Source organism: Parasalinivibrio latis, from assembly GCF_036825535.1.
Classification (GTDB): domain Bacteria; phylum Pseudomonadota; class Gammaproteobacteria; order Enterobacterales; family Vibrionaceae; genus Parasalinivibrio; species Parasalinivibrio latis.
The window spans coordinates 1-17,042 of sequence record NZ_CP098813.1; the positions used below are offsets into that span (position 1 = coordinate 1).

The window sequence follows — 17,042 nt, forward strand, 5'->3', positions numbered from 1 at the left end:
GCCAATAATTCTCGCTGAAAACTGCATATTGAGGTGGTTTGGGTATAAGACGGGAAATTTTTATTTACACGATAGAAAGTCGTGAAAGTCGTGAATAATGTCACATCCGAATAATTGGTTTACTGTCGCATCATAAAATCATGTTAAAAACAACACTAGCGAACGGTGATTTCATTTGCCATTCCAATTTATTCTTTCAATAAATCATATACATCAAGAATAAAACCAAAGATAAAACCATGGTGATTAGGTCTATACTCATCACTAGAGAAATTATAAGTAACAACGGCCGGAGAGGGTTAATGACAAGGAAGATACCACCACTCAATGCCTTGAAGTCTTTTGAAGCAGCAGCAAGACATTTAAGCTTCACAAAATCTGCAGAAGAGTTACATGTAACGCAGGCAGCCGTAAGCCATCAGGTGAGATCACTGGAAGAATTCCTGGGGGTTACACTTTTTACCCGGGCCCACCAAAGCCTGAATTTAACTGATGCAGGCAAAGCGATCCTCCCAAAGTTGTCAGATGCACTTGACCTGATTGAAGAAAGTTATCAGGACCTCTATGCAGAATCCCAAACTGTCAGGTTAAACATCAAAGCGCCTTCAACATTTACGCAAAGGTGGTTGCTGCGGTATATCGGCGAATACCAGACTCATCATCCAAACGTTGATATACGACTGTCAGCAATCGATAACGACACGGATTTTTTCCCCGATGCATTTGACCTGGAGATTCGCTATGAGATTGGCGAATGCGATGCTGAAAACGCCCACTTGATATTTACTGAGCAGGTATTCCCGGTTTGCCATCCCAGCTTCCTGCAAGGAGAAAAGGCAATTAAAACTCCTTCAGATCTGACGCAACACCGGTTGCTTCACATTAACCTGTACCCTGAAGATTGGGCGATGTGGCTGAGAAGCGCCAATGTAACCGATATCGACCCAGCCAAAGGCTATCGCTTTGACCAAACCTCCTTGACCATGGAAGCAGCAATGAACCAACTGGGGGTGGCATTGGGCCGCTCACCGGTAATTGACGGCATACTGGAAAAAGGGGAACTGGTGGAGCCTTTTAACCACCGGATTCAAAGTCGGGGTGGATACTGGCTGATTGTTAAAAACGATCTTAGTGGCCGGTTGGCCCATGTCAGTGATTTTAAAGACTGGATTTTACATATAGGCGGGGAAAAATAGCATTCAGGGCGGGTGCATTACACCGCCCTTCATGTCATTTAAATGGACCTTACCTGTTGAGAACTTCCAGCGCCTGTTTGTGAAGTGATTTTGTTGCCGCAGCTACAACCAGGCCGTTCCACCCTTCTTTAAGGCTGTTTCCTTCCCAATCGGTAATGATGCCTCCGGCCTCCTCCACGACGGGAACCAATGCCATAACGTCATAGTATTGAAGGCTGCCTTCCACTACCAGGTCAATGTAACCCGACGCAAGCAAACCGTAGCAGTAGCAATCTCCGCCAAAACGCCTTAGCTTCACCTCATTTTCCAACTCTGCAAACCGTGCCTTTTGCTGTCCGGAAAACATATTAGGTTCAGTACAGTAAAGAATGGCATCATCTAAGTTTTCTTTCATCGAGACCTTGCAGGCTTCACCGTTTTTCTTCGCACCACCACCTTTGATACCAACCCAACGTTCGTTGAGCATAGGCATGTCGATAACCCCCATTTTAGGGGCTGAAGACTCCATCAACGCGATTAGCGTGCCGAATGTCGGCATCCCTGATATAAAGCTCTTGGTGCCGTCAATAGGGTCAATAACCCACTGGAAATCCGAAGGTGCACGGGAATAGCCGTGCTCCTCTCCCAGTATTGCGTGGGAGGGATGGTTGCTCTCAATAACCTGCCGGATAGCCAATTCAGCATTACGGTCTGCAATAGTCACCGGGCTTGCATCGTTTTTATCTTCAACGGTAACGCCATTGCGAAAATACTGACTGATAATTTTCTTTGACGCTTCAAGCGCTGTCTGGGCGGTAGCCAGATATTCTTCCATATTTGATGCCTCACTATTCCTAATCTGTGTCCAACAGGAAGTTGCAAATCCAGTTCAACACCAAAGTACCGTCCTCGTGTGAAGATAGTGTGTGTTCAGCCGCGTCTATAACTGATGGCGGAATCCTGTCACGACGCATTTCCATCAGTGCCCGTGCATAATCTTTGGTAAATTCCGGGTGCCCCTGAATCCCCAAAAGAGTGTTGTCCACGCAAATCATACCAAAAGGGCAAAAATCACTTCCGCCTAACACCTGAACATTTCGGGTCAGTTCAGTTACTTGATCCTGGTGACTCATCAGTAAATTTATCTGTGGCTTAAATGGGATCATCCAGTCCAAGGGAGCACTGAGGTTTATTGGCTTTACACCTATTCCCCATCCGGAATCCGCTTTCCTGACGATCCCTCCCATAGCACGCGCGATCAGCTGGTGTCCGAAACATATCCCTACAAACTTTTTTCTTTTCTCATAAAGAGTAAGTACAAAATCTTCCAGTTGGCGAATCCAAGGGAGATCTTCATATACGCTGTATTTGCCACCACTTGTTACATATGCATCACACTCGTCTACGTTATCCGGCAGCTCCCCTTTAAAAGCTTGATAGAACCGCATTTTCACTGGTACAGGTGACATCGAAAAAAAGTCGCTGAACATATCAGGGTAACCGCAAAAGTCTGGCTGCAATGCAGGAGCCATCTCATCACAGAGAAGTATGCCAATGTGCATAATCGGCTCCCTACCCTTCCAACAGACCGTTTACAGCCCGGATAAACAACTTACTGTAGTCGACCGCTGACAGGCTGACCGGGTTACCGCCGTCAGAAGGGTCGCTTTTGGCAAGCAGGCCAATTTTTTCAGCCTGACCGTCATTAATTCCGATGTCAGCCAGTGAATGTGGAATTCCCAGCGTTTCCCGAAGCTCCAGAATCCATGAAACAAAAGCTTCAAAGCTGTGGTTTTCCAAATCCAGGTACCTGGCAAGTACACAAATTTTACTTTCTATCGCCGCCCTGTTCGCAACAAGAACATAGGGCATCAGGATGGCATTCAGTAATCCGTGGTGACTGCCATATATTGCCCCTAACGGGTGAGCCAGTGCGTGCATTGCCCCCAGCCCCTTTTGAAATGCAGTAGCCCCCATCATGGACGCCGTCAGCATTCCCATACGTGCAGTCAGATCTTCACCATTTTCTGTAGCCTGTACCAAATGCTCGTGCACCAGGTAAATTGCATTTAGTGCAATACCTTCCCCCATTGGATGGAATGATGGGCTGCAGTAGGCCTCCAGTGCATGGGACAGTGCATCCATGCCCGTAGCAGCAGTCAGTGTTCGTGGCAAACCTACCGTGACTTTGGGGTCAAGGACCACAACAGCCGGCAGCATGCGAGGATGAAAAAGCACGCGTTTTGTATGCGACTCTTCATCGGTGATAACAGCTGCACGTCCCACTTCAGATCCAGTACCGGCAGTCGTCGGAATCGCGATGGTGTTGACCATTTTATACGGGTCAAAATATTGCCAGGCACTGCCATTGTCATCCAGGTCCCAGATATCCAGATTCTGAAGTGCTGCTACGGCTATCGTTTTTCCTACGTCCAGAGCAGAACCACCGCCTATCGCAATCACGCCGTCATGGTCACCGGAAATAAACGCATTGATACCTTCTTTCACACTGGTTTTACCGGGGTTTCCCTCCAGGTTGGAAAAAAGTGCCACATTCAGGTCAGCTTCACGGCAAAGTGACAGGATTTCTTTGACAACATCGCTTTCAGCCATGCCTTTGTCAGTTACTACCAGAGGTGATGCCATTCCTTTTTCGATACACAGGTGTGTAATATTGCCCGCGGCACCGGCTCCAACACGGATATCTGTTGGGTAATTCCATCTTTGCGTTACACAGTTAGGCATCATTGCTTAATCCCCCGCATTCACTTTGATGTGGAAAGACATCGGTCTGACAAAGGCGTCATACCCCAAAACAGATAACGTACATCCTCGCCCGGAGTTTTTAACCCCGGTCCATGCCAGCCCCGGATCCAGGTAGTCACAACGGTTAATGAAATACGTACCGGCTTCCACCTGCTCGCCGATCTCAATCGCCTTTTCAATATCCTGGCTGAATACAGCGGCTGTCAGGCCAAACTCAGAGTCATTCATCAGCCCGATGGCGTGGTCATCATTTTCAACCGCCATCACACCAACTACAGGGCCAAAGGACTCTTCCGTCATCACCCGCATGGAGTGATCTACCCGGCTTAGAATTTGGGGTGCCAGGTATGCCGTACCTCGCTGACTATCTGGAAACAAGCTTTCATCAATGTGGGGAACCGCCCCTCTGGCAATGGCGTCAGCAATTTGCTGACGGACAAAATCAGCAGCGCCGGATTTCACCATTGGACCTAGCGTTGTCTCTGGGTCATCAGGCCGACCCAGAATGTAATTTTTGGTAAGGGCAACGGCTTTTTTGAGGTACGTTTCGTAAATGCTCTTGTGGACATAGATCCGTTCTGTACCACAGCATGACTGACCACTGTTGAAAAAAGCACCATCAACTGTTGCTTCCACTGCCAGATCAAGGTCAGCGTCTTCACGAATATAAACGGGGTCTTTGCCACCCAGCTCTAGCCCAACACCGATAAAACGCCCGGAAGCGGCTTTCTCTACGGCTTCCCCTCCGGGAACTGACCCGGTAAAAGCGACATAGTTAATATTTGGGTTCTTAATCAACACAGCAGTGGACTGATGGCTGATATGGAGGAATTGGAAAACACCTTCTGGCAAACCCGCTGCATGGAATGCGTTATACAGACGCTCAGCACACAAAGGGGTTTGTGCTGAATGTTTCAATATGACACTGTTGCCCGCCATTATCGCAGGGATGATGGAATTGATAGCGGTAAGGTAGGGGTAATTCCAAGGGGCAACAACCAACACCACACCTACCGGTATTTTTTTAATATACCGCTTGAACCCAACTTTGGGCCCTAACTCCAATGAAGCAAGGGCAGACGGTGCAGCATTTATCATGTATTCAGCGCGTTCAATCATCCCGGCCACTTCATTTTTGCCATAGCGGGCAGGCCGACCCATCATCCACGCCAGCTCTTTTGAAATAGCCTCTTCCTGAGATTTAAATTCCACCAACATTTGACGGCAAATTTCTGCACGCACTTCCAGCGGTGTTGAACTCCAGTTCTTCTGCGCAGCTTTTGCAGATTCAACAACCGCAGAAACTTCCTTGTCAGTAGCCAGCTTTCGCTCTACATAGACTGAACCATCAATAGGCGATATCGTTTGCTGTACATTTTCCATTTTCAGTGTTCCTTAAATAATTTCAAAATACCTGTCGAGTTCCCAGTCAGTAACATGGCGCCGGAACTCTCTTTCTTCCCAGTCCCGGGTTGCTGCAAAGTGGTATACAAAATCTTCTCCAAGGTACTTTTTCGTTATTTCTGACGCGCCAAATCGTGATGCTGCTTCTCCCAGAGTGGAAGGCAGGGATAATTCAGAAGGAAATGACTGTGTATAGGCGTTCCCTTTTACCTCACATATAGGCTCAAGCTCGTTTTCTATGCCTTGCAAACCGGAGGCAATAACCGCAGCAAGCGCCAGGTAAGGGTTGGAGTCAGCAGAACCCAGCCGGTACTCAACACGCTGTGATTTGCTGTTCCCAGGGATGATCCTTAATGCGGTAGTGCGATTCTCAGTACCCCATGTCGCGTCTAACGGGGCCCAGACCCCTGGTACCATCCGGCTGTAGCTGTTTACTGTAGAGGCCACCATCGCAAGGAACTCAGGCATGTATTGTTGCTGCCCAGCAAGAAAGTGACGCTGGGTATTGCTCATGTTGTAGGTTTGGTCCGGATCGAAAAAGACGCTGTTTCCATCCTTGTCAGTCATGGACACGTGTATATGGCCACTTTGCCCGGCTTCTTCATGGGACCACTTGGCCATAAAGGTTGCCATCAGGTTGTTTCTCTGTGCCCACACCTTTATAAAGGTTTTAAACAGTGCGGCTTTGTCCGCTGATTTCAATGCTTCATCGTATACCAGCGCGGCTTCCAGAACGCCCGGTCCGGTTTCGGTATGCAGCCCTTCAATCGGGAAGTCCATATCATGGGACAGTTGCAGAATATCGTTATAGAGCTCAGCATGTGTTGAGTTCCGGATTACGGAATACCCGAAAGGGTCAGGGGTTAACGGTGTAAGGTTGCGGTACCCTTTCTCACGAATGCTTTCTGGCGTTTCCCGGAACATGAAAAATTCATACTCAAAAGCAGCCGTCACGTTAAATCCCAGATTTTCAGCCTGCTTTAATACCCGTTTTAACACACCTCGGGGGCAAAGTTGCTCAGCCGCACCGTCAAATTCAGCAATAAAGAGCAACATATCCCCTTCAAATGGAACTGAACGGCAGGAGCTTGGAACTAATTTAACCGGTGCATCGGGGTAGCCAGTGTGCCAGCCAGTGTACAAAGCGTTATCATAGAGTTTATCTTTTGAATCCCACCCTAAAACAACATCGCAAAATGCCAGGCCATTATCCAAGCCAGAGAAAAACTTTTCCTTACTCAGGTATTTTCCTCTCATAACCCCATCGATATCGAAAAGGCCAATTTTTACATATTTGAGGTTTCTTTCTTCTACAATACGTTTTGCATCTAAAGATGTTTTTACATCCCTTGGCTCTAACATAACTGTTCCTTATTATTTTAACGCAACAGAACCGTTATTAATCCTTTAATGAAGTGGTTATTATGAACCGCTTACACCGCTTAATTTAATTACAGGCTCATATCCAAAAACTATTTACCTGCAATTAGCGGTATAGCAACAAAAGAAAAGCCGCTAATCAAATGAGTAAATTTATTGAAGCCAACTAGAAATTCTCATATCCCCTCGTCCCAGCCTGCCCCTTATAACCAGGTTCCCAAAGCCTCGAATAACACGCCAGGTTTCATTTTTTAGTAGGCAACGGTGTAGACAATTGCAGTCAACAGAAAATTTTGCCCCTCCCACTAAAATTAATCGTGTGCACACTCCTGCACCCCACCCGTAGAATGTTAATGAAAGGTTGCCACACATAAGTAACCAGCACGTAAGAAATCAAGGCTCTAAGCTTAGAAGTGCAACATATACAAAACATTACAGATAACAGTTGTCACAGAGAGACGTGAAACGAGGATACGCAATGGACAATGCGATATACCAGGTAGAAAAGCTTCCGTTTTGGACCGGCCCGGTTGTAGTAGAGCCCCTATCCGGTGGTATCACCAACACCAATTTCAAAGTCGAGCATGGCGGCAAGTACTACGTCGTCCGGTTAGGTGAAGACATCCCGGTTCATGGTGTAATGCGTTTTAATGAAGCTAATGCCAGCCAGGCCGCTTTTAAAGCAGGCATTTCACCGGAAATCCTCTATTGTTCGCCTGAAGCGTTAATCATGGATTTTATAGATGGAGAAACACTGACCAGTGATCAAATGCGGAACAACACAACACTGGAAAAAGTTATCCCTGTTTTGAAAAACTGCCATGATGAAATACCCAAACATTTAAATGCCGGTTCTCTCTTTTTCTGGGTTTTTCAGGTAAACAGGAACTACGCAGGGACACTAAAGGAAGATAACAGCGAATATATTTCACTGCTTCCAAGGCTGATGAATATTAACCATGAGCTTGAAAAAGCGGTTGGCCGCGTAACCATGGCTTTTTGTCACAACGATATGCTTGCTGCAAATTTTATTCAACAAGGTGAGAAAATTTGGCTTATCGATTGGGACTATGGCGGGTTTAACAGCCCACTATTTGATTTAGCCAACCTATCAGCAAATATCTCTCTTTCCGAAGAGCAGGAAATATGGTTGCTCGAAAATTATTTTGAGGCTGAGGTCAACGCAAAAATATGGCGAAGTTTTAATGCCATGAAATGTGCATCAGCCTTAAGGGAATCCATGTGGAGCATGGTATCAGAACACCATTCAACCATTGATTTTGATTTTAAAAACTACACAAAGCAAAACCTCGAAGTTTTTGAAACCGCGTACAAAGAATACAAAGCAATAATATAGGAATTAATCATGACACATCCTACACAAGCAGAAATCGTCATTATCGGTGGCGGGATCATTGGTTGCAGCACGGCATACCACTTAGCTAAGGAAGGCGCAAAAGACGTTGTATTACTCGAGGGTGGCAAACTGACAAACGGCTCTACATGGCATGCTGCCGGTCTGGTTGGCCAGTTAAGAAGCTCTGCCAACATTACCCAGCTGTTAAAAAACTCGGTTGAAATCTACAAAAACCTGGAAAAGGAAACCGGTCTTGCTACCGGCTGGAAAATGAATGGCGGCTTGCGTCTGGCCTGTAACAAAGACAGATGGATTGAAGTAAAGCGTCAGGCTACCACGGCACACAGTTTTGGGTTGCCGATGGAACTGTTAACCCCGCAGGAAGCACAGGACCTTTGGCCCTTGATGGATGTGTCTGATGTTGTCGGTGCCGCTTTCTTGCCAACAGACGGCCAGGCGAACCCGTCCGATATCACCCAGTCGCTGGCTAAAGGTGCCAGAATGCGTGGTGTAAAAATCTATGAAGACACCAAGGTAATCGATGTTGAAGTGACTGACGGCGTTGTCACAGGCGTCGTCACCGAGCACGGCACCATCAAGTGTGAGAAGGTGGTTAACTGCTGTGGTCAGTGGGCCAAGGAAGTTGGGCGTATGGCAGGCGTCAACGTTCCCCTTCAACCTGTTGAGCACCAGTACATGGTCACTGAACCCCTGACCACCCACAGTGTCCCAGGGGATCTCCCCACCCTTCGTGACCCGGACCGTCTTATCTACTTCAAAGAGGAAGTTGGTGGCCTGGTAATGGGGGGCTATGAACCGAACCCAATCGCCTGGGCAAGAAATGGTATTCCAAAGAACTTTTATTTCTCTCTGCTCAATGAAAACTGGGAACATTTTGAACAGTTGATGGAACAGGCCCTTATTCGTGTTCCGGCACTTGAAACTGCGGGAATCAAAACACTGACCAACGGCCCTGAATCGTTTACACCAGACGGAAACTTCATCCTCGGTGAAGCCCCTGAAGTGAAAAACTTCTTCGTCGGTGCCGGTTTCAACGCATTCGGTATCGCTTCAGGCGGCGGTGCGGGCAAAGCTCTCGCAGAGTGGGTCCTTGCCGGTGAACCGCCTATGGACTTGTGGCCGGTCGACATTCGCCGTTTCAGTCAGGTATACAGAAATGACAAATTCGTCTGTGACCGTACACTTGAAGCCTACAGCAAGCACTACACCATGAGCTGGCCACACGAAGAGTATAAGAGCGGCCGGCCTATGCTGACGTCCCTTCTCTACGATGTATTAAAGGAGCAAGGTGCATGCTTCGGTTCCAAGAGTGGCTGGGAACGTCCTAACTGGTTTGCCCCGGAAGGCACCATCGCTGAAGACGTCTACTCTTATGGTCGCCAGAACTGGTTTGATGCTGTCGGTGAAGAACATAAGGCTGCCCGTGACTCTGTCGTAGTCTTCGACCAGAGCTCCTTTGCAAAATTCATCCTGAAGGGCAAGGATGCAGTGTCTGCACTGAGCTGGATTTGTGCAAATGACGTTGATAAACCGGTAGGCTCCCTGATCTATACGCAAATGCTGAATGACAACGGTGGCATTGAGTGTGACCTCACCGTTGGGCGCATCGCTGAAGACGCTTACTACATCGTTACCGGTACCGGTTTCCGAACCCATGACTATGCATGGATAGAAGCCAATATCCCCGACGGCATGGACGCCACGCTTGAAGACATCACAGAAGGCTGGACAACGCTGTCCCTGATGGGTCCGAATGCCAGAAATGTGTTGGAAAAAATCACACCAGCCGATGTCAGTAACGACGAGTTCCCATTTGGTACCGTTCAGCACATCGATATTGCGGGACATTCTGTCAGGGCCCTCCGTGTAACCTTTGTCGGCGAGCTGGGCTGGGAATTGCACATGCCACACGAAGCGGGTATGGACGTTTATTGCGCTCTTATGGAGGCAGGTAAGCCATTCAGTATCCGTAATGCTGGTTACCGCGCAATTGAATCACTGCGACTGGAAAAAGGCTACCGGGTGTGGAGCTCTGACCTTACGCCAGACAACACCCCACAGGAAGCAGGCCTTGGATGGGCCGTGAAGCTGAAAGGCGATACGGCATTCAAGGGGCGTGCGGCTCTGGAAGTACGTTCCGGGTCCCCTCTCACCAAACGTCTGGCCTGTTTCACAGTCGCTGATCCCAATGTTGTCCTGTTAGGGCGGGAAACGATTTACCGTAATGGCGAGCGAGTCGGCTACCTGTCCAGCGGTGGTTGGGGTTACACCGTCGAGAAAAACATCGGCTATGGCTATGTCCGCCACCCGGAAGGCGTTTCAACCGATTACTTAAAAGAAGGAACTTATGAGCTCGAAGTGGCCTGTGAGCGAGTGCCCTGCGAGATTCATTTGGGAGCCCTGTACGACCCTAAGATGGAAAAAGTGAAGGCGTAATTGGGGTCGGTACGGGCGTGTAAGCCCGTACCTCCCCACGGAGGACATCATGAAGATACTTGTGCCCATTAAACGTGTAGTCGATGCCAACGTTCGCGTCCGTATCCAGGACAGCGGTGAAGGCATTGATTTAAACGGTACCAAAATGGCAATTAACCCATTTTGCGAAATAGCATTGGAAGAAGCCATCCGGCTCAAAGAAAAAGGTACTGCCTCAGAAGTAATTGCTGTGTCTATCGGACCAGATAAGTGCGAAGAACAGATACGGACAGCTTACGCGCTGGGTGCTGACCGGGGGCTTCACATTCTGTCCGAATCTGAACTTGAGCCGCTTGCCATCGCTAAAACGCTTGCCGCCGTGGTCGAGAAGGAACAACCGTCTTTGGTTATTTTAGGAAAACAGTCCATTGACGGTGACAACAACCAGACAGGTCAAATGCTTGCTGCACTTTGTCATTTTCCCCAAGGCACATACGCCTCCAAGGTAGAAGTTGATCAAGGCAGCGTTGTCGTCACACGTGAAGTGGATACCGGGATGGAAAAACTCAAGTTATCCCTGCCCGCTGTGATCACAACTGACTTGCGCCTCAATGAACCACGCTTTGCTTCTATGCCAGCCATTATGAAAGCGAAACGCAAACCTATAGAAAAGGCAAATGTCAGTGATTTCGGTGTAGATACAGCACCTCGACTGACCCGTGTTAGCCTGTCAGCACCCAAAGCCCGTCCACCCGGTGAGATTGTCGACAGCGTAGACGATCTCATTGAAAAAACGAACTTAAGGGAGTACCTGGCATGAGCAGAACACTCGTTATCGCTGATCACAACCAGCAAAACCTGTCAGAAAGGACCCTTAGTGTTGTTACTGCAGCCGTCCAGATTGGCAATGCCATCGACTTGCTTATAGTTGGTCATAACATCAGTACGCTGGGCAGCCAGGCATCTAAAATCGAAGGCGTCGAGTGTGTTCTTATCGCCGACTCCACGAACTTCCAGTATGGCCTGGCGGAAAACACGGCTGACCTGGTCACGGGGCTGGCAAATGATTACAGCCACATTCTGGCAGCCAACACATCTTTCGCGAAAAATTTCCTCCCTCGCGTTGCAGCCCTGACTGATTCATCCCAGTTGTCAGAAGTCGTGACTGTCGTGGATTCACATACCTTTGTTCGCCCTGTTTATGCTGGCACGGTACTGGAAACTGTCCGGGTAAATACCGGCAAAGTTATCGCCACGGTAAGGACTACTGCTTTTGAAGCGGCGCCAGTTACCGGGACCGAATGCGATGTAATAACCCTAAGTGCAAGACCTGAACCGTCCGGTGCTGAGTTTATTACCCGAGAGGTCATAGACACTGATACACCTGACCTTACCACCTCAAAAGTGGTTATTTCCGGAGGACGCGGCCTTAAGTCTAAAGAGAATTTCGATCTTTTGTATGGTCTGGCGAAAAAATTCAGTGCGGCAGTTGGTTCATCCCGGGCAGCTGTAGATGCCGGGTTTGCAGCCAATGAAATGCAGGTTGGGCAGACCGGAAAAGTTGTAGCACCGGATGTCTATTTCGCTGTGGGTATTTCAGGCGCTATTCAACACATCGCCGGGATGAAAGACAGCAAAACCATTATCGCCATCAACTCAGATCCGGATGCCCCTATTTTTAAGGTATGTGACTTCGGCATTGTAGGTGATTTGTTTGAAGTCATTCCGGAGATTGAATCAAAGCTTTAACGTTCGACTACAGCCCAATGGTAGGTAATTGCCGGTGAAGTATTTGACCCGGCCTCTTTTTTTCCTAACGATGCCCATGGATATCAGCCATATTCCCATGGGCATATTTTTTCAGCTGAGAACATCTTCCCTTTCGTCTAAAAGGCGTTTCAAAAGATATGTTTCCCGTTCGACAGACATCCCTTTCTTTTCGCTGTGCGCCAGAACATGTTCGTTATGGGCTATGGCATCGTGGATGGAAATCCAAACCGGCTCCATGCCATTTTTCGCTTCGTAATCTTCGTATCGAGTCTGACCCAGCTTGGCATCAATGGTGCAGCGGTAACAGTAACTCACCATATGCATGATGTCGTAGTCAGGCTTGTACCAAGGCCGGTATTCCTCGTAGATGCCATAGGGCTCCACATCGCGGACATTTCGTGCTCCGGTTTCTTCTTCCACCTCACGGATCAGCGCATCCACAGGGTCCTCACCTTCATCAATGCCGCCGCCTGGAAGGCTATAGTCATCGTAACGGGCGGTGTAAAGCATCAGGATTTTGTCGTCACGGATAATAATTGCCCGTGTTGCATAACGGGTAAATTGCGTACCTTGCAGTTCTTCAACCTCTGGGTGAACCGCGGTAATCAAATGCTGCATAGTGTCAGAATTGCTCTCTGTTTTAGTCTTTCGGCCAGTATCATCAGGGACAGCCTATATGAAACTGGCGCCGACACAGCCCCCCTGAAGGGTAAGTTCATAAAAAGTTAATACACAGATACAAAAACAGGCAACTTCACTGAAGTGAAAGTCGCCAGTTTTTCATTGAGTTCGGTTAAACGCGACTGCCGAATTCTATTCGTGCAGCATCGCTCAGGCAATGAATAACCTGATTACTGCTTCCTCTCCAGAGAAGGGATGGATCAGCAAGTTCTTCGACATATTTGCCGTCGATAAGCACATCAAGGTAAGAGACAACTTCTGCCTGTTCTTCGGTCAGGTCACTCAACAAGTAACCGGTCCACAGCCAGATATCCTTCCCTTCGCACTCTTCGCGAACACGTTTTACCAGCGCCAGTACATCCGGGATATTGGCCGGATGCAACGGATCACCACCGGAGAGTGACAATCCACGGCGCTTGATGCGGGTATCGTTCAAATCAGCAATTACCCGGTCAGCCATTGCTTTATCAAATGCATGGCCGGAATCCAAGCGCCAGGTAGACTGGTTATAGCAGCCACGGCACTGGTGAATACAGCCCGATACAAACACGGTGCAGCGGGTTCCCGGTCCGTTGATCACATCAACGGGGTAATACTGATGATAATTCACAATACCCTTCTTACTTTTATATGTGTTTTGCGCGGCTACATGTGTTTTACGCGACGAATTACTTCTTCCTGCTTGCCGTCGTTGAACGGACGGGCATCAGGGCTGCCGAGGTAACCACATACGCGGCGGGTAACTGATACTTTTGAAGAGTCATGGTTGCCACATTTAGGGCAAACAAAACCTTTACTGGTACAGGTAAACTCACCGGTAAATCCACACTCATAACACTCATCAATCGGTGTGTTGGTACCGTAATAAGGCACGCGGTCGTAGCTGTAATCCCAGACATTTTCCAACGCTTCAACGTTGTGCTGGATGTTCGGGTATTCGCCGTAACAAATAAAGCCACCGTTCGCGATCGGCGGGTAAGCCGCTTCAAAATCAATCTTGTCGTACGGGTTAACTTTCTTCTCAACATCCAGGTGGAAACTGTTGGTGTAGTAGCCTTTCTCAGTGACGCCATCGATCAAGCCGAATTCACGGGTGTCGATTTTACAGAAACGGCTGCACAGGTTCTCACTTGGCGTGCTGTAAAGGCTGAAGCCGTAGCCGGTCTCTTCTTTCCAGGCATCCGTTGCGTTGCGAAGGTGCTGCACAATTGCAATCGCTTTCTGGCGCAGGGCTTCGTCGTCATAAACGTGTGTACCGTTGCCATACAGTGCATTGATGGTTTCATGGATACCGATGTATCCCAGTGAAACAGATGCGCGGCCGTTTTTGAAGATCTCACTGACGTTATCGTCTGCCTTCAGGCGAACACCACAAGCCCCTTCCATATACAGGATAGGCGCAACACGGGCTTTCACATTGTCCAGTCGTCGGATTCGGGTATCCAGCGCTTCGCGGGAAACGTCCAGCATTTCATCCAGCAGTTCATAGAACTTGGCTTCATCACCACCAGCTCGCATCGCAATGCGCGGCAGGTTAATGCTGACGACACCCAGGTTGTTACGGCCTTCATGGATCAGCTTGCCATCTTCTTCGTAAGCACCCAGGAAGCTGCGGCAACCCATAGGTGTTTTGAACGAACCGGTTACTTTGACAATCTGGTCATAGTTGAGGATATCCGGGTACATACGCTTGGACGCACATTCCAGCGCCAGTTTCTTGATGTCGTAGTTCGGATCGTCCTGCTTCAGGTTCAGGCCATCTTTAATAGCGAAAACCAGTTTCGGGAAAACAGCCGTCTTCTTGTTCTTGCCCAGACCGTGAATGCGGTTTTTCAAAATAGATTGCTGGATAAGGCGTGATTCCCAGGTGTCGCCCAGGCCAAAACCAAAGGTAACAAAAGGTGTCTGACCGTTCGCGGTATGCAGGGTATTTACTTCATATTCCAGTGACTGGAACGCATCGTAACACTCTTTCTCAGTACGGGCTCGGGCATAGGTTTCTGCCTCTGGAATGTTCCACTCCTCTGCCACCTGCTTGTGCTTCAGGTAGCTTGAAGTGACATAGGGAGCCAATACTTCATCGATGCGGTTAATAGTCGTGCCACCATAAATATGGCTGGCTACCTGAGCAATGATTTGTGCGGTTACCGCTGTAGCCGTCAGGATAGACTTTGGCGTGTCTATTTCTGCATTACCCATTTTGAAACCGTGGGTAAGCATGCCTTCCAGATCAATCAACATACAGTTGAACATCGGGAAGAACGGAGAATAATCAAGATCGTGGTAGTGAATGTCGCCCTGCTCATGGGCATCGACAACTCGGCGTGGCAGCATATACTGCGTCGCATAGTGCTTGGCAACAATACCTGCCAGCAGGTCGCGCTGGGTAGGGATAACCTTGCTGTCTTTATTTGCGTTTTCGTTCAGGATATCTGAGTTAGTTTGCTCAACCAGGCCCCGGATTTCGTTACTCAGGCGGCTCTTTTCCTCGCGCACGCGATCACGGTCGTGACGGTACTCGATGTAAGCACGGGCCACTGCCTTGTAAGGGCCGGCCATCAGGTGATCTTCAACGGCATCCTGAATTTCGTGAATTTCAACTTTCTGACGATCCTCGAATTGTTCCAGCACTTTAGCTGCAACGGTTTCGGCATAGTCAGCATCCATGTCTGCAACGGTTTCAGCTGCCGCCAATATCGCATCTTTAATACGACGAATATCGAACGGTACTCTTCCGCCATCACGCTTTATTATCGTTGGTTTCACCATTTTCTCCTGACACAACTTGCAATCTTTAACGTTACGTAAACACAAAATGTTGTGTCACTTATCCGCTCGGGCACAATATGTGGGGTATTAAACGGATTTGGCCAATACAATACTTTGATTTAGATCATGGCACCGCATTAAGCGCGTCGGATGTGTTCAATGATATAGACGACATCTAAAAGTTGTCTTGAAACGGTTGCAAAGATAACGATTGTGGTTTCACTCACAGTTAGGTTTGACAGTTGATGTACAAAGCACCAATACGTTGAAAAAGCAGCCATAATTTCCCATAGTCTCACTGTTACAGCAGTTTGGTAGAGAGATGAAGGCTAAATTATTCCCTAAAGTGATGGTTATATTTTTAATGCTGGTGAGCAGTGCGCCCTCATCTGCATTTTCAATCATGACGTGGAATATGGAATGGCTTTCTGACAAAGGGGATATCACTGAAGGGCACCGGAAACCAGAAGACTATGTTCAACTTCAAAAGGTAGTCAGCCAAATTGATCCAGATGTTGTTGCGTTACAGGAAGTCGATTCACTGAAAGTACTCAGAAAAGTATTCAGTCCTCAACTCTATGACCTATACATTTCCGATCGCCACTCCCGAGAAGGCCCTGGAAACCGCCAATCTCTTCGCTCAACCCAGTACACTGGTTTTGCAGTAAAACGTGGCATTACTGTCATCGACCATGCAGATAACCGTGCACTCAGCCTCTCCAGTTATTTCAATGAAACTAACCTCCGGTACGGCACATATATCGAAATACAAAAAGATGGTTACAAACCTCTCCATCTTCTATCAGTACACTTAAAGTCAGGGTGCTTCGATGGCAGGAACATGAAGCGGTACAACTGTATCAAACTGTCCCAGCAAACCGATGCATTAGGGAACTGGATTAGGGAACGTGAACGAAATAACCAAGCCTATATGATTGCCGGTGATTTCAATCATTATTTAAGCAAGACGCCTAACGAAGTGATAACGAGACTGAACCGTTATACCCGCGAAGGTCTTGAGCCCTTACTGCTTACTCAAAACACCAGGGCCTACTGTAAAGTCCGTCGAATAAACAGGAAAAGCAAACGCTGGGAAACCCACATTTACACCCGCCTTATCGACCATATCCTGGTATCTCAAAACTGGCTTGGCAACAAGCGTTACACCAGCCGTCAAATCAGCTTTGACCCTCATGACGTCATGCATTTCAGGCTCACCGATCACTGCCCTGTCGTTGTTACGGTGAATGAATAACTAACTGAAGCCGCGTCGATGCATTTGTGAAGGCAGCCATGTAAACTGG

14 protein-coding genes are annotated in these 17,042 nt (G+C 48.1%); 6 read left to right on the forward strand and 8 right to left on the reverse strand.

The features are described from left to right. The first annotated feature begins 302 nt into the window (after positions 1-302). Positions 303-1,196 carry a transcriptional regulator GcvA gene (gcvA, locus tag NF212_RS17245; RefSeq protein WP_434361840.1) on the forward strand — a complete coding sequence of 298 codons (894 nt, stop codon included), beginning with the start codon at positions 303-305 and terminating at the stop codon, positions 1,194-1,196. Between the two features lie 49 nt (positions 1,197-1,245). Here the strand turns inward: gcvA and hisN are convergent, their stop codons facing one another. The 5 genes from hisN to NF212_RS17270 are packed head-to-tail and all read right to left on the reverse strand — an operon-like array spanning position 1,246 to position 6,707. Beyond that, a complete protein-coding gene (gene hisN, locus NF212_RS17250; protein WP_434361842.1) occupies positions 1,246-2,010 on the reverse strand; it encodes a histidinol-phosphatase in 765 nt (254 codons plus the stop codon). Positions 2,011-2,029: 19 nt separating this feature from the next. Then, entirely contained in the window at positions 2,030-2,737 is a 708-nt protein-coding gene (locus NF212_RS17255) for a glutamine amidotransferase-related protein (protein WP_434361843.1), read from the reverse strand. A 10-nt stretch (positions 2,738-2,747) separates the two neighbouring features. Continuing rightward, a complete protein-coding gene (locus NF212_RS17260; protein WP_434361845.1) occupies positions 2,748-3,923 on the reverse strand; it encodes an iron-containing alcohol dehydrogenase in 1,176 nt (391 codons plus the stop codon). Positions 3,924-3,926: 3 nt separating this feature from the next. Continuing rightward, positions 3,927-5,324: an aldehyde dehydrogenase family protein gene (locus NF212_RS17265; RefSeq protein ID WP_434361847.1), complete on the reverse strand. Its 1,398-nt coding sequence runs from the start codon at positions 5,322-5,324 to the stop codon at positions 3,927-3,929. Positions 5,325-5,336: 12 nt separating this feature from the next. Next, positions 5,337-6,707, reverse strand: a complete 1,371-nt coding sequence (locus NF212_RS17270) for a glutamine synthetase family protein (protein ID WP_434361848.1) — start codon at positions 6,705-6,707, stop codon at positions 5,337-5,339. Between the two features lie 496 nt (positions 6,708-7,203). On the opposite strand from NF212_RS17270, the gene NF212_RS17275 reads away from it, so the two are divergent. The 4 genes from NF212_RS17275 to NF212_RS17290 are packed head-to-tail and all read left to right on the forward strand — an operon-like array spanning position 7,204 to position 12,267. Continuing rightward, entirely contained in the window at positions 7,204-8,082 is an 879-nt protein-coding gene (locus tag NF212_RS17275) for a phosphotransferase (protein WP_434361849.1), read from the forward strand. Between the two features lie 9 nt (positions 8,083-8,091). After that, positions 8,092-10,539, forward strand: a complete 2,448-nt coding sequence (locus NF212_RS17280; RefSeq protein WP_434361851.1) for a GcvT family protein — start codon at positions 8,092-8,094, stop codon at positions 10,537-10,539. A gap of 49 nt (positions 10,540-10,588) precedes the next feature. Then, entirely contained in the window at positions 10,589-11,338 is a 750-nt protein-coding gene (locus NF212_RS17285; RefSeq protein ID WP_434361852.1) for an electron transfer flavoprotein subunit beta/FixA family protein, read from the forward strand. Then, the gene (locus tag NF212_RS17290) at positions 11,335-12,267 is read left to right on the forward strand and encodes an electron transfer flavoprotein subunit alpha/FixB family protein (RefSeq protein WP_434361853.1); all 933 of its coding nucleotides are present in this window, start codon (positions 11,335-11,337) and stop codon (positions 12,265-12,267) included. Before NF212_RS17285 ends, NF212_RS17290 begins: the two co-directional genes overlap by 4 nt. A 111-nt stretch (positions 12,268-12,378) precedes the next feature. On the opposite strand, the gene NF212_RS17295 is transcribed toward NF212_RS17290, so the two are convergent. The 3 genes from NF212_RS17295 to nrdD all read right to left on the reverse strand — a co-directional run bounded on the left by NF212_RS17295 (position 12,379) and on the right by nrdD (position 15,735). Beyond that, complete coding sequence (locus tag NF212_RS17295) at positions 12,379-12,906, reverse strand: NUDIX hydrolase (protein WP_434361854.1); 528 nt, start codon at positions 12,904-12,906, stop codon at positions 12,379-12,381. 175 nt (positions 12,907-13,081) lie between these two features. Further along, on the reverse strand, positions 13,082-13,579 hold the full coding sequence (gene nrdG / locus NF212_RS17300; RefSeq protein ID WP_434361856.1) for an anaerobic ribonucleoside-triphosphate reductase-activating protein: 498 nt from the start codon (positions 13,577-13,579) through the stop codon (positions 13,082-13,084). Positions 13,580-13,614: 35 nt separating this feature from the next. Then, on the reverse strand, positions 13,615-15,735 hold the full coding sequence (gene nrdD, locus NF212_RS17305) for an anaerobic ribonucleoside-triphosphate reductase (RefSeq protein ID WP_434361858.1): 2,121 nt from the start codon (positions 15,733-15,735) through the stop codon (positions 13,615-13,617). Positions 15,736-16,060: 325 nt separating this feature from the next. Here nrdD and NF212_RS17310 point away from each other — a divergent pair, with 325 nt between their 5' ends. Continuing rightward, positions 16,061-16,993: an endonuclease/exonuclease/phosphatase family protein gene (locus NF212_RS17310; RefSeq protein WP_434361860.1), complete on the forward strand. Its 933-nt coding sequence runs from the start codon at positions 16,061-16,063 to the stop codon at positions 16,991-16,993. Positions 16,994-17,042 lie beyond the last annotated feature (49 nt).